Genomic DNA, 12,952 nt, shown 5'->3' with positions numbered 1-12,952 from the left:
GTTCACGGCCTGGGCAGCGCCGCCAACAGGGACTGGTCACCGGACACGATCGCGTGGTTCGGCCGGGCGTACACGGCCCGGTAGATGGCGTCCGCCCCGCCTGCGAGAGTGGCGTCGGCGTCGAAAGCCGAGTCGTGCACGGCAGAGATCACCAGCGGCTCGCCCTCGGTCAGCGTGACCTCCCACACACGGCCCGCGTCGGCGGCGTGCACCAGGAGCCGGCCGGAAGCCGAGACCGCGCGGCCCAGCTCGATCCGGCGGGCCACCAGCACGGTCAGGTACTCGTCGATGCCGTCCGCCGCGAACTCCGGGTCGAACACCAGCGCGGGCAGCTCGTGCCCGGTCGCGAGTTCCGCGTCCAGGCGGTGGATCGACGTCTCGTGCGCCTGCCTGCGGGACCAGAAGGCGGCGCGGAAGGACTTGTCGAACGTCCACGCGGGACGGTCGGTGGGCGTCTCGCGCAACCGCTCCAGCAGCAGCGAAAGCCCGTTGTCCCACCAGGGGAACACCTCGTCGAAGTCACGTGGCGCCTTCACCCACTCCGGGCGGCCGGCCTCGGGTGCGGTGACGACGGCCTGTGCTGCCCACGTGTGCACCTCGGCCATGTGCTGTACCAGCTGCAGCACTGTCCAGTCAGGACAAGAAGGAACCGGTGCGCCCGCGCCCGCCTTCAGCGCGGCCGAACGCATCAACGAAGCCTGGCTCTCGATCTGCGCGACGTAGTCCACGAAACCACCCTAGGGCGCTACGGCTGCCCATTCGAGCGAGATTTCGCCGAGCCGCCAGCGCCGCCGGTCGTCCACCACGGGCCAGCCGCGCTCGACCAGCAGCCGCGCCGACTCCACCCACCGCGCACGGGGCCCGAACGGCGCGAACGGGGCCGCCGTCGCCCAGCAGGCGTCCAGCTCGGCCAGCAACGCGTGCACGCGCTCGCCCGGCACGTTCTTGTGGATCAACGCCTTGGGCAGCCGCTCGGCCAGGTCAGAGGGCACGTCGATGCCGGACGGCTTGCAGGCCAGCGTGAACCGCAACGGTCCGTCCGCCGAGAGCGTCACCCACGTGCACCGGCGGCCGATCTCGTCACACGTGCCCTCGACGATCAACCCGCCGGGGGCCATCCGCGAGAGCATCGTGTCCCACGCCTCGAACGCCTGCTCCTCGGTGTACTGGCGCAGCACGTTGAACGCGCGCAACAACACCGGCCGCGCACCGGCCAGCTCGAAGCCGCCGCGCCGGAAGTCCAGGAACGGCGGCGAGGCGACGGCCTTGCCCGCGTCGACCCGTTCCTGGTCGATCTCCAGCCCGAGCACGCGCACGTCCGGCCGCACGACCCGCAGCCGGGCGGCCATCTCCACGGTGGTGATCGGGGTCGCGCCGTAGCCGAGGTCGACCACCAGCGGGTCGGCGGCGGAGGCCAGGAACGACGAGAGCGTGCCGGTCATCCACCGGTCGACCCGGCGCAGGCGGTTCGGGTTGGTCGTGCCGCGGGTGGGGACGCCGAGCGCGCGGGCCCGGCCGGCCGCTAGTCGCGGTTTGCGAGCCATTGCGTGGTGAACTCGCTCTCCTTGTCGAGCAGCACGACGACCTGCTCGGCGATCACCTTCTCCAGCTTCCCGCCCATGAGCGGGATGCTGACCTTGGCCTCCCCCGTGAGGGTGACCTTCGAGCCGGATCCGTTGCCCGTGATGGTGAACGCGCCGTCGAGCCGTCCGGGCACACCGACGAGCGTGACCTCGACCGTGCCCGCGCCGGCCGCCCAGTTCTCGACGCGCTTGATCACCAGGTCGCCGCCGAGCAATGACTTCGCCACGGACGGCAGGTGCTCGGCAGGCACACCCTGCTTGAGCTCGTAGGACGCCTTGCCGTCGGCGTACGAGAACGAGACGAGCTCGGCGTTCGTGCCGCCGATCGCGGCGAGCCGGTCGCGCAGATAGGTCTCGTCGACCATCGCGCCGAAGACCGTCTCCGCCGAATGGGGTGAGGTGGTGTGGTGCTCGATGCGGCGTGCCATGTCGCGGAGGCTACCGTTGACGCCTGTGACCACCACGCAGTCCGTACCTCTGGCCGAGCGCACCACGCTCCGACTCGGTGGCCCGGCCGCGCGGTTCGTCCACGCCACGACCGCCGCTGAGCTGGTCGAAGCCGTGCGAACAGCCGACGCCGCCGCCGACGAGAAGGTCCTCGTGCTCGGCGGTGGATCGAACCTCGTGATCTCGGACGGCGGCTTCGACGGCACCGTCGTGCACGTCGCCACCAAGGGTTTCCGGCTCGACCCGCTGGGCGGCGGGATCGTCCAGTTCACCGTCGAGGCGGGCGAGGAGTGGGACGCGGTCGTCGCCGAGGCGGTCGCGCAGGGCCTCGGTGGCCTCGAGTGCCTCTCCGGCATCCCCGGCCTCAACGGCGCCACGCCGGTGCAGAACGTCGGCGCGTACGGCGTCGAGATCTCCCAGGTGCTGCAGTCGGTGGATCTTCTCGACCGGCGCAGCGGCAAGGTGCACCAGGTGCCCGCCGCCAAGCTCGGCCTCGACTACCGCACCAGTGTGCTGAAGGGCACGGACAACGCGGTCGTGCTGCGCACCAGGTTCTCGCTCACCGCCGGCGGCATGTCCGCGCCGATCCGTTACGCCGAGCTGGCCCGCGTTCTCGGGGTGGCGCAAGGTGATCGCGTCCCGGCCGACGAGGCTCGCAAGGCCGTGCTGGAACTGCGCCGCGGCAAGGGCATGGTGCTCGACGCCACGGACCACGACACGTGGAGCGCCGGCTCGTTCTTCACCAACCCGATCATCGACGACTCGACCTTCACGAGCGTCCTGCTCCGCATCTCCGAACGTCTCGGCGCCGACGTGAACGTGCCGGTCTACCCGGCGGGCCCCGGCCAGAAGAAGCTCTCCGCCGCGTGGCTGATCGAACGCGCCGGGTTCCGCAAGGGTCACCAGGGTCCTGGCGGCCGGGTGTCGCTGTCCGGCAAGCACACGCTCGCCCTGACCAACCGCGGCGGCGCCTCCACCGAGGACCTGCTCGACCTGGCGCGCGAGGTGCGCGACGGCGTGCGGGCGGCGTTCGGCGTGGAACTGCGCCCCGAACCCGTTTTCGTAGGCGTTCAGCTCTAAGTCCGTCCGGGTGACTCCGTGTGACGAACCACTACTTGGCGTGTTTCATTGAGGTAGGGGTGGAACGGAGGTCGCTATGAGCTACCTCGACGAGGGTGCGCGCGAGGTCATCAGGCCGATCAAGCGCATGGTCGAAGACGAGTTCCTGTCCCGGCCGGGCGTGATCGGTGTCGACATCGGCGAGAAGGTCACCGGCGGACGCCCGACGGGCCGGGCCGCGATCGTGGTCTACGTGTGCGCCAAGGGACCTCTTCATCCGCAGCAGATCCCGCCGGAGGTCGGCGGCGTGCCGACGGACGTCGTCGCGGAGTCGATCGTGCTGCACCGCGCCAGGATCACCCGCACGTCGGACGTGCAACCCGTTGAGGCGCAACGGCATCCGGTGCTGCGGGGTGGCATCGGCATCGGGCCCGCCCGGTCGTTCCGGGTGGTGCCGCCCGAGGTCGAGAAAGCCGGCGAGTACGTGATCGCCGGCACGCTCGGCGCGTTCGTCGTCACCCGCGACGAGCCGGGGAAGGTGCTGGGGCTCACCACGTTCCACGTCGGCTGCGTCGACGACTCGTGGGCGGTGGGCGACGAGTTCGTGCATCCGTCCAGAGTGGACGGTGGGATTCCTGGGCCGGACCAGGTCGCGGTGCTGGACCGCGCGGCGCTCGCGGGATCCGTGTCGGCGGCGGGGCTGCGGATGGGCAACCGGCCGTTCCGCGCGGAGGTGCTCGACATCGGCGCGCTCACCGGGACCGCGCCGGCCGAGGTCGGCTCCACCGTGCGCAAGACCGGCCGCACAACGGGTCTGACCCACGGCATGGTCACGTCGACGGACGCGACCGTCCGGCTGGACTTCGGCGACGGTCTCGGCGTCAGGACCCTGCGCGACCAGATCCGCGTCCGCTCGTCCGAACGCTTCGGCGACCACGGCGACAGCGGTGCGGTGCTGGTCGACGCCGACAACCGCGTGGTGGGCCTGTACCTCGCCGGCTCAGGTTCGAAAGGGTCCTTTTCGGCAGGGTTCGCGAACCCGATCGAACCTGTGCTGCGTCAGCTCGACGTGGAGCTGCTCACACCCGGTGTGCCCGAGTCGCGGAGGCCTGAGCGCGAGGCTTGAGCACGATCGTGTCCAGGTTCACGTGCGACGGCCGGGTGACGGCGAACGCGATCACGTCCGCCACGTCGTCCGCGACCAACGGCGTGATGCCCTCGTAGACCTTGGCCGCGCGCTCGGTGTCACCGCCGAACCGGTTGGCCGAGAAGTCCGTCTCGACCATGCCCGGCTGGATCTCGGTGATCCGCACCGGCTGCCCCAGCAGTTCGCCCCGCAGCGTCCGGTGGAGTGCCGACTGGGCGTGCTTGGCGCTGGTGTACCCGGAGCCGTTGTCGTAGGCCTCGAACGCGGCGATGGACGTCACGGACACGATGTGCCCGTCGCCGGACGCGATCAGCTTGGGGATGAACGCCTTGGTCACCAGGAGGGTGCCGAGGACGTTCGCCTCCCACATCCAGCGCCATTCCTCCGGATTGCCCTCGGCCACGGTCGAGAGCCCGCGCGCACCACCCGCGTTGTTCACGAGGACGTGGGCTTCGGGTACCCGGTCGGCGAAGGCGGCGACGGAGGCCTCGTCGGTGACGTCCAGCTCGATGGCCGTCCCGTCGATCTCCTTCGCGATAACGTGAAGAAGATCCAGGCGACGTGCGCCGAGCACGACGTGGAAGCCCTCGGCGGCCAGCCGCCGAGCGGTGGCCTCGCCGATGCCCGCGCTAGCTCCGGTCACTACTGCGACAGGTCGATTCACGACCACGATCGTAGGCGGCGAGCCTGGGTGTGACGGACGTCACTCACACCTTCGGGTCGTGCTGGACGTCCACCATGGTGGGAGGTCGAAACCGTGAAGAGAACACTTGTCGCGCTGGTCGCCGGGCTGACGCTGCTGACCGGCTGCTCGAGTGTCGAGGCGGGCAAGCCGAGTGCGGACACCTCGCAACCGGCCGCGAAGGTCACCCTGTCCCCGGTCGACGGCACGAAGGACGTGCAGGTCACGACTCCGGTGCAGGTCACCGTGGTGGACGGGACGATCGAGTCCGTCTCGGTGAAGTCGCCGGAAGGCAAGGACGTCAAGGGCACCCTCACCGAGGACAAGTCCGGCTGGACGATCGCCGAGCCGCTGGGCTACGGCAAGACGTACAGCTACTCCGGCAAGGTCGTCGGCAAGGACGGCAGGCCGGTCGAGCTCAAGGGCTCGTTCACCACCGTCGCGCCCGGTTCGCAGACCCGCGCGACGCTGTGGCCCTCGGACAACCAGACCGTCGGCGTCGCGGCGCCGATCATGGTCAAGTTCGAGGCCCCGGTCGAGGACAAGGCGACCGTCGAGAAGGCGCTCAAGGTCACCAACTCCGCGAACGTCACCGGTACCTGGGCCTGGCTCAACGCCCAGGAAGTGCACTACCGGCCGGAGAAGTACTGGCCGGCGAACACCACGGTCAAGGTCGAGGCCAAGCTCTACGGCGTGAACTACGGCGGTGGCGCGTTCGGCAAGGCCGACGTCACCTCGGACTTCACCATCGGCCGCAACCAGGTCGTGCAGATCAACAACCCGACGCACCAGCTCGTGGTGCTGCGCGACGGCCAGCAGGTCGCCTCGTATCCGGCGTCGTTCGGCAAGGACGCCGACCCCGAGCTGACCACGCCGAACGGCACGTTCGTGGTCATGTCGAAGAACGACACGTTCTCGTTCGACAACCCGCGTTACGGCTACACCAACGTCGTGAAGAAGTGGGCCGTCCGGTTCTCGAACCACGGCGAGTTCATCCACGAGAACAACGACAACGCGGGCAACATCGGCAAGGCGAACACCTCGCACGGCTGCGCGAATCTGCTGGAAGCCGACGCGAAGGCGTACTACGACTCGGCGATGGTCGGTGACCCGGTCGAGGTGACCGGCTCCATCACCACGCTGCCGGCGCAGTTCGACTGGTACGACTGGCAGATCCCGTGGGACCAGTGGAAGGCCAAGTCCGCGGTGAAGTAGGACCGGCGGGAATGCGTCCCCCGACCAGGTCGTTCGCACCTGTGTGCACCTAACACACGTGACGGCGGCCGGCGGGGGACGACTGGCCGTCCGTGAGGCAGGACCGCTCGACGCGCCACCGGTGGTGCTCGTCCACGGGTGGGCGCAGACCGGCGCGGTCTGGGACCTGCCCGACTTCCGGACTTACGCCGTTGACCTGCGAGGACACGGCGAGTCCGACGACTTCGGCGACTACCGTGATTCCGCCAGGTGGGCCGACGACCTCAGGCTCGTGCTCGATCACACCGGACCCGCGACCGTCGTCGGGTGGTCCTACGGCGGGCTGGTGATCACCGACTACCTCCGCCACCACGGCACCGAGCTGATCGACGCGCTGGTGTTCGTGAGCGCCATCACGGAGATCGGCCGTGATCGTCCCGGCGGCTCCACCGGCCCCGTGATGCGTGCCGCGTTGCCCGGCGCGATCACCGACGACGCCGTGCTGGCGGAGTTCTGCCGGGCCATGGCACCCGCGCTACCTGCCGGGACGGTCGCTGAACTCACAGCCGCGGCGACCTCGGTGAGCCATAAAGTGCGAGGTGAGCTGTTCCGCAGGGATGTGGGCAGCGCTGACGTGCTGAAGGGCGTCGACGTGCCGACGCTGATCGTGCACGGAACTCAAGACGAGGTGGTCGCTCCTGCCGCCGCCGAGTACTCCGCCGCCCTGATCCCCGGAGCCGAGTTGAGCCTCTACCCCGACACCGCGCACGCGCCTTTCCTCGAGCGGCCCGACCAGTTCCTCTCCGACCTGAAGCGGGTGGTCCGATGAAGCGCGTGGCCGTGCTCTCGGTGCACACCTCGCCGCTGGAGCAGCCGGGGACGGGTGACGCCGGCGGGATGAACGTCTACATCGTGCAGACGGCCACGCGGATGGCCCAGCGCGGCGTCGAGGTGGAGATCTTCACCCGCGCCACGTCGTCCGAGCTGCCCCCGGTCGCCGAACTGGCACCCGGCGTGCGCGTCCGGCACGTGGCCGCGGGACCGTTCGAAGGGCTGGGCAAGGAAGAACTTCCTGGTCAGCTCTGTGCGTTCACGGCGGGTGTGCTGCGCGCCGAGGCACGGCACGAGCCCGGCTACTACGACGCGATCCACTCGCACTACTGGCTGTCCGGGCAGGTCGGCTGGCTCGCGCGGGAACGCTGGGGCGTGCCGCTCGTGCACACCGCGCACACGCTGGCCAAGGTGAAGAACCTCGCGCTGGCCGAGGGGGACGCGCCGGAGCCCAGGATGCGGGTGATCGGCGAGGAACAGGTGGTCACCGAGTCGGACCGGCTGGTGGCCAACACCGACATCGAGGCCAGTGAGCTGATCAAGCTCTACGACGCGGAACCGTCCAAGGTCGCCGTGGTGCCGCCTGGCGTCGATCTCGACCGCTTCACGCCGGGTGACCAGGCTCGCGCACGACACCGCTTCGGCATCCCGCAGGACGCGGTCGTGCTGGCGTTCGTCGGCCGCATCCAGCCGTTGAAGGCCCCTGACGTGCTGCTGCGCGCGGCCGCCGAGATGCTGGTCCGCGATCCCGGACTGCGTGCACGGCTGGTCGTGCTGATCGTCGGCGGACCTTCTGGTTCCGGCACGGAACGGCCGAAGGCGCTGGAGGAGCTGGCCGTCCAGCTGGGGATCGCGGACGTGGTGCGGTTCCTGCCGCCGCAGCCGGGACCGGCGCTGGCCGAGGTCTACCGGGCCGCCGACCTGGTGGCGGTGCCGAGCTACAACGAGTCCTTCGGGCTGGTGGCGCTGGAGGCGCAGGCGTGCGGGACGCCGGTGATCGCGGCGGCGGTCGGCGGGTTGCCGGTGGCGGTCAACGACGGGATGTCCGGGGTGCTCGTGCACGGGCACGAACCGGGCGCGTGGGCGGCGGCGATCAGCGGGACGGCGTTGCCGCAGCGGGAGCACCTGGCGAGCAACGCGGTAGGACATGCGCGACGCTTCTCGTGGGATCGCACGACTGATGCCCTGCTGGCGGGGTATCAAGAGGCGGCAGACGTGTTCCGCCGGGAGGTTGTCGCTTGAGCATCGACAGTGTGATCAAGGCTTTTCTGGACGAACGGGAGCTGAAGTACGACCGTCGCGAAGAGGGCAAGTTCTTCGTGACGCTGCCGGGCACCAAGAAGCTGCAGACCAACGTGTGGCTGGTCGAGACGACGCACGCGTTGCTGGTCGAGGCGTTCGTGTGCCGGCGGCCGGACCAGTCGTTCGAGGACGTCTACCGGTTCCTGTTGCGGCGCAACGCACGGCTGTACGGCGTGCACTACACGATCGACGCCGAGGGTGACATCTACCTGGTCGGACGGGTCGGGAAGCACGCCGTGACGGCCGACGAGCTGGACCGCGTGCTCGGGCAGGTGCTGGAGGCGGCGGACGGCGACTTCAACCCGCTGCTGGAGATCGGGTTCGCCGACGCGATCCGGCGGGAGTGGGCGTGGCGGGTGTCGCGCGGCGAGTCGCTCGCGAACCTGCAGGCGTTCCAACATCTCGTTTCGGACTAGGCGGCAACCACCGGTCCGCCCGGCCCCGTCTGACTGGCATGGGTAAACCAGTGCTGTGGGTGGGAGTCGCGTTGCTGGCCCTGGTTTCCGCGGGGTGCAGCAACAGTTCGAAGGAGATGAGCGGGTCGGCGGCGATGGATGCCGCTCCACCGCAGGCGGCGCAGCAGAAGGTGCCGCAGCAGGAGAACGGCAAGAACACGCAGAACGCGCAGGGCGTGCAGCCGGTGCAGCAGCAGGAACGGCAGCTGGTCCGCACGGCGACCGTCGACCTGCGCAGCGACAACGTGCTGAAGGCCATCGGTGACATCAAGGACCGGGCACAGGCCGTGGGCGGGTTCGCGGGACAGGAGAACTCGACCAAGGAACGCGGGTCCGTGACCGTGCGGGTGCCGTCCACCGAGCTGGACCGGGTCGTGCGCGATCTGGCGAGCGTCGGCGAGGTGACGCGGAGCGAGGTGCGCAGCGAGGACGTCACCGACCAGCTGGTCGACGTCGAGGCGCGGATCGCGACGCAGAAGGCCAGCGTCGAGCGGCTGCGGGTGCTGTTCGAGCGGGCGGGCACGACGGCCGAGATCGCCCAGATCGAGAGCGAGTTGACCAAGCGGCAGAGCGAGCTCGAGTCGATGCAGCGGCGCAGCGAGTCGCTGAAGGGCAAGGCCGCTCTCGCCACGTTGACGGTGCAGGTCGCCACGGTGCCGATCGCGCCGCCGGAGCCGGAGAAGGCCGGGTTCCTCAGCGCCCTCGCCGGTGGCTGGAACGCGCTGCTCACCGTGGTGGGCGGGATCTTGATCGCGGTCGGCACGGTGCTGCCGTTCGTGGTGGCGCTCGGAGTGCCCGCAGCGATGGTGATCTACGTCCTGCGGCGCCGAAAGCGTGTCACTCGAATGAACGAGGCAGCATGATCAAGTTCTACTGAGAGTAGTCCTTTGATGAGGCGCGGAACGGCTCGGGAGAGAGGGGGAGTCGCATCGAGCCGTCCCGCGTCAAAGGTCCCCGCTGCATGGATCCGTGGACGGGGGGAGCCTGCGGATCCGAAGCGGGCCACGCGATTCGACGGGGGATGACGAATCGCGCAAGGTGCATCCGCTCGTCGAGTAAGCGTGGGAGCCGACTCACGGAGGCGGTATCAACTTCCCAGATACATCCTTGCGTTCACAAGTGCTTGTATTACTCCATTCGAGTGGAATTAGTTGCGCAAAGTAACGTCTCTGTAGCGATCTAGGAGTCCTTGACCTGGTCTGTGGGCTGGCTCACGATGACCCCACAGGCTGGGTGTACAGCGAGTGAATGAGGGTCGCCGCATGGTTTTTCGCAGTCCGTTCCCCGACGTCGAGATCCCTGATGTGTCGCTGCACCAGCTGTTGTTCGGCGACATCGCCGATCGGGCGGACCGGGTTGCGTTGATCGACGGCATGTCCGGTGCCTCGATCACCTACGGCCAGCTCGCCGGGATGATCGACCGCATGGCCGCCGCACTGGCCGCGCGCGGCATCGGCAAGGGCGACGTGGTCGGCATTCTCAGCCCGAACACGCCCTACTACGCCGTCGTCTTCCACGGCATCCTGCGTGCGGGCGCCACGGCGACCACGCTCAACGCGCTCTACACGGCGGACGACGTCGCGCACCAGTTGCAGGACGCGGGCGCGAAGATGCTGTTCACGGTGTCCGTGCTGCTGCCGAACGCCGCACCGGGCGCCGCGAAGGCCGGCGTGACCGACGTCGTGGTGCTGGACGGCGCCGAGGGCTACCCGTCGTTGCCCGAACTGCTGGCGAACGACCACCCGGTGCCGTCGGTCGAGATCAACCCGGCCGAGGACGTCGCGGTGCTGCCGTACTCGTCCGGCACGACCGCGTTGCCCAAGGGCGTCATGCTGACGCACCGCAATCTGGTCGCGAATCTCGTCCAGTGCGGCCCGATTCTTTCGGATGTCGGCCCGCACACCCGAATTCTTGCGGTGCTGCCGTTCTTCCACATCTACGGCATGCAGGTGTTGATGAACAACGGCCTGTACATCGGCGGTGTCGTCGTGACGCTGCCGAAGTTCGAACTGCCCGAGTTCCTGCGCGTGATCGCCGAACACAAGACCGACCGCGTCTACATCGCGCCCCCGGTCGCGGTCGCCCTGGCCAAGCACCCGATCGTCGACAACTACGACCTGTCCGCGATGGCCACGCTGTTCTCCGGTGCCGCGCCGCTGGACGTCGAACTCGCCGACGCGGTCCGCAAGCGCCTCGGCTGCCGCGTCTCGCAGGGCTACGGCATGACCGAGATGTCCCCGGTCAGCCACGCGATCCCGGACACCCGCGACGACATCTCGGTGGGCACCGTCGGCGTGATCATCCCGAACCTCGAGTGCCGCCTGGTCGACCCCGCGACGGGTGAGGACGTCGGCGTGGGCGAGCGCGGCGAACTGTGGTGCAAGGGCCCGAACATCATGAAGGGCTACCTCAACAACCCCGAGGCCACCGCCGCCACCATCGACGACGAGGGCTGGTTGCACACCGGCGACGTGGCCGTGATCGACGCCGACGGCATCGTCTCGATCGTCGACCGCGTCAAGGAGCTCATCAAGTACAAGGGCTACCAGGTCCCGCCGGCCGAACTGGAAGCCGTGCTGCTGACCCACCCGGAGATCGCCGACGCGGCGGTCATCGGCGTGCGCGACGCGGACGGCGAGGAGGTCCCGAAGGCCTTCGTGGTCCGGCAGGCCGAGTCGGCGATCGACGGCGACGCCGTGATGGCGTTCGTGGCCGAACACGTGGCGCCGCACAAGAAGGTGCGCGCGGTGGAGTTCATCGAGGCGATCCCGAAGTCGGCAGCGGGCAAGATCCTGCGCAAGGACCTCAGGGCTCGCGAACAGGGTTGATCTTGACGTCTCGGACGTGATGGTTCCGGCCTGAGCTGCGGAAACGTTGCTCGGGTCGGTCCGGCCGGGTGGTCACCGTCTGCCGTTGACTGCGGGATTCTGCCACCGCTCACGGAACATGCACGGAACGACGAACGCCCCCAGCAAGATCATTGCTGGGGGCCGGCACGGCGTTTGACGTCACTCTGGCGGCTTTTCCAGTCGAAAAAGCCCTGTTCGCGATGACAACGAACAGGGCTTTCTCATTCCGCTCATCGACGCCGTGCGCCTGCCCGCCCAGAACAAGAAGCAAGTCTCAGGCGGGCCGCCCCGAAGATTCGGTCGAGCTAGCGGTGAACAGACACCGAGGAATCTGTCCGGCACTTCTTGCGAGTGCAAGCAATAAGCTTCTGGACGAATTGGGTGGATGTCGCCCGAGCCCTCGAAGGCGACATCCACCCATCACTTCCGGAGTGCGGCCTGAGTATTGGCAGACCGAGCCTTAGCGGCCGAGCAGGCTGCCCTTGACGGCCGCGTCCTGCTGGTAGACCGGAGCGGTGCTGCAGGCGTTGTAGTCAGAGCCGAGCAGGCCACCCTGCTGCCACGGAGCCGGGCACGGGACGTTCACGTTGACCAGCGGCGCACCAACGGTGCCCACCAGCTGGTTGATCGGCGCGTTGGCGTACACCGGCGCAGCGGCGGTCTGACCGAAGCCCGTCGGCTGGTCCGCCCAGGTCCGCTCCGTGCCGATGAGGTCACCGCCGACAGGGGCGTCCTGCTGGAAGACCGGAGCGGTGTTGCAGGCGTTGTAGTCGGCGCCGAGCAGGCCGCCCTGGTTCCACGGGGCCGGGCAGGGGACGTTCACGTTGACCAGCGGTGCACCAACGGTGCCCACCAGCTGGTTGATCGGGGCGTTGGCGTGCACCGGAGCGGCAGCGGTCTGACCGAAGCCCTCGTTGCGGGAGCTGGATTCGCCACCCAGGTCACCGAAGACCGGCGCGCTCTGCTGGTACACCGGGGCGGTGTTGCAGGCGTTGTAGTCGGAGCCGAGCAGGCCACCCTGCTGCCACGGGGCCGGGCACGGGATGTTCGCGTTGACCAGCGGCGCACCGACAGTGCCGACCAGCTGATCGATCGGCGCGTCCGCGTACACCGGGGCGGCCGCGACCTGGCTGAAGCCAGACGCCTTCACGTCGTCCCCACCTGCGAAGGCGACACCGGACGATCCCAGAACGGAACCAATCGCGACGGTGACCGCCACGGTCCCGAGGACCGTGCGACGCAGGGTACCCAAATTGAACATGGAAACTTCTCCGTTTCTTGCCAGACGAGGGACCGCTCAGATAACACCCCGCCCAGGATCGGGAAGGAATGCACGCGGTGAATCGAGCGCCGCCACATTAACCCCGACCGCCTCTGTCGCAAGTGGACAGACGCGCCTTTCT

The 12,952-nt window shown here is 68.8% G+C and carries 13 protein-coding genes; 8 read left to right on the top strand and 5 right to left on the bottom strand.

Annotation, left to right across the window (positions count from 1 at the left end; translation table 11 throughout):
* Positions 1–2: 2 nt before the first annotated feature.
* The 3 genes from B0F77_RS25165 to B0F77_RS25155 are packed head-to-tail and all read right to left on the bottom strand — an operon-like array spanning position 3 to position 2,011.
* The gene (locus B0F77_RS25165; RefSeq protein ID WP_245848603.1) at positions 3–728 is read right to left on the bottom strand and encodes a maleylpyruvate isomerase N-terminal domain-containing protein; all 726 of its coding nucleotides are present in this window, start codon (positions 726–728) and stop codon (positions 3–5) included.
* Between the two features lie 9 nt (positions 729–737).
* The gene (locus B0F77_RS25160) at positions 738–1,544 is read right to left on the bottom strand and encodes an SAM-dependent methyltransferase (protein ID WP_086665446.1); all 807 of its coding nucleotides are present in this window, start codon (positions 1,542–1,544) and stop codon (positions 738–740) included.
* Positions 1,523–2,011 (bottom strand): DUF2505 domain-containing protein, encoded by a 489-nt coding sequence (locus B0F77_RS25155; RefSeq protein WP_211294009.1) that lies wholly within the window; start codon positions 2,009–2,011, stop codon positions 1,523–1,525. The genes B0F77_RS25160 and B0F77_RS25155 overlap by 22 nt, the downstream gene beginning before the upstream one ends.
* On the opposite strand from B0F77_RS25155, the gene B0F77_RS25150 reads away from it, so the two are divergent.
* The gene (locus B0F77_RS25150; protein WP_245848602.1) at positions 2,010–3,110 is read left to right on the top strand and encodes a UDP-N-acetylmuramate dehydrogenase; all 1,101 of its coding nucleotides are present in this window, start codon (positions 2,010–2,012) and stop codon (positions 3,108–3,110) included. The two genes, B0F77_RS25155 and B0F77_RS25150, sit on opposite strands and share 2 nt — an antisense overlap.
* A gap of 76 nt (positions 3,111–3,186) precedes the next feature.
* Positions 3,187–4,215 carry a chymotrypsin family serine protease gene (locus B0F77_RS25145; protein ID WP_086665445.1) on the top strand — a complete coding sequence of 343 codons (1,029 nt, stop codon included), beginning with the start codon at positions 3,187–3,189 and terminating at the stop codon, positions 4,213–4,215.
* On the opposite strand, the gene B0F77_RS25140 is transcribed toward B0F77_RS25145, so the two are convergent.
* Positions 4,169–4,900 (bottom strand): SDR family oxidoreductase, encoded by a 732-nt coding sequence (locus tag B0F77_RS25140; protein ID WP_086665571.1) that lies wholly within the window; start codon positions 4,898–4,900, stop codon positions 4,169–4,171. The genes B0F77_RS25145 and B0F77_RS25140 overlap by 47 nt on opposite strands.
* Before the next feature lie 93 nt (positions 4,901–4,993).
* On the opposite strand from B0F77_RS25140, the gene B0F77_RS25135 reads away from it, so the two are divergent.
* From B0F77_RS25135 to B0F77_RS25110, 6 genes are all read left to right on the top strand, one after another.
* Entirely contained in the window at positions 4,994–6,133 is a 1,140-nt protein-coding gene (locus B0F77_RS25135) for an Ig-like domain-containing protein (protein WP_086665444.1), read from the top strand.
* A 58-nt stretch (positions 6,134–6,191) separates the two neighbouring features.
* Entirely contained in the window at positions 6,192–6,941 is a 750-nt protein-coding gene (locus B0F77_RS25130; RefSeq protein ID WP_245848601.1) for an alpha/beta fold hydrolase, read from the top strand.
* A complete protein-coding gene (gene mshA, locus B0F77_RS25125; RefSeq protein WP_086665442.1) occupies positions 6,938–8,185 on the top strand; it encodes a D-inositol-3-phosphate glycosyltransferase in 1,248 nt (415 codons plus the stop codon). Before B0F77_RS25130 ends, mshA begins: the two co-directional genes overlap by 4 nt.
* Positions 8,182–8,661 carry a type III secretion system chaperone family protein gene (locus tag B0F77_RS25120; RefSeq protein ID WP_086665441.1) on the top strand — a complete coding sequence of 160 codons (480 nt, stop codon included), beginning with the start codon at positions 8,182–8,184 and terminating at the stop codon, positions 8,659–8,661. The genes mshA and B0F77_RS25120 overlap by 4 nt, the downstream gene beginning before the upstream one ends.
* A gap of 38 nt (positions 8,662–8,699) precedes the next feature.
* A complete protein-coding gene (locus tag B0F77_RS25115) occupies positions 8,700–9,563 on the top strand; it encodes a DUF4349 domain-containing protein (RefSeq protein ID WP_086665440.1) in 864 nt (287 codons plus the stop codon).
* Positions 9,564–9,962: 399 nt separating this feature from the next.
* Complete coding sequence (locus B0F77_RS25110) at positions 9,963–11,528, top strand: 4-coumarate--CoA ligase family protein (RefSeq protein ID WP_086665439.1); 1,566 nt, start codon at positions 9,963–9,965, stop codon at positions 11,526–11,528.
* A 481-nt stretch (positions 11,529–12,009) separates the two neighbouring features.
* Here the strand turns inward: B0F77_RS25110 and B0F77_RS25105 are convergent, their stop codons facing one another.
* Entirely contained in the window at positions 12,010–12,810 is an 801-nt protein-coding gene (locus B0F77_RS25105; protein ID WP_086665438.1) for a hypothetical protein, read from the bottom strand.
* Between the last annotated feature and the right edge of the window lie 142 nt (positions 12,811–12,952).

Origin of the sequence: Lentzea kentuckyensis (assembly GCF_002150765.1) — a bacterium.
Lineage (GTDB): Bacteria > Actinomycetota > Actinomycetes > Mycobacteriales > Pseudonocardiaceae > Lentzea > Lentzea kentuckyensis.
The sequence above is the reverse complement of the archived record's forward strand: the minus strand, read 5'-3'. Positions and strand labels throughout refer to the sequence as shown.

What these genes read in the sequence shown, in the direction of transcription:
- B0F77_RS25150 (WP_245848602.1), top strand. Translation starts at nt 2,010, where the DNA reads ATGTCGCGGAGGCTACCGTTGACGCCTGTGACCACCACGCAGTCCGTA.
- mshA (WP_086665442.1), top strand. Translation starts at nt 6,938, where the DNA reads ATGAAGCGCGTGGCCGTGCTCTCGGTGCACACCTCGCCGCTGGAGCAG.
- B0F77_RS25105 (WP_086665438.1), bottom strand. Translation starts at nt 12,810, where the DNA reads ATGTTCAATTTGGGTACCCTGCGTCGCACGGTCCTCGGGACCGTGGCG.
- B0F77_RS25115 (WP_086665440.1), top strand. Translation starts at nt 8,700, where the DNA reads ATGGGTAAACCAGTGCTGTGGGTGGGAGTCGCGTTGCTGGCCCTGGTT.
- B0F77_RS25145 (WP_086665445.1), top strand. Translation starts at nt 3,187, where the DNA reads ATGAGCTACCTCGACGAGGGTGCGCGCGAGGTCATCAGGCCGATCAAG.
- B0F77_RS25110 (WP_086665439.1), top strand. Translation starts at nt 9,963, where the DNA reads ATGGTTTTTCGCAGTCCGTTCCCCGACGTCGAGATCCCTGATGTGTCG.
- B0F77_RS25155 (WP_211294009.1), bottom strand. Translation starts at nt 2,011, where the DNA reads ATGGCACGCCGCATCGAGCACCACACCACCTCACCCCATTCGGCGGAG.
- B0F77_RS25160 (WP_086665446.1), bottom strand. Translation starts at nt 1,544, where the DNA reads ATGGCTCGCAAACCGCGACTAGCGGCCGGCCGGGCCCGCGCGCTCGGC.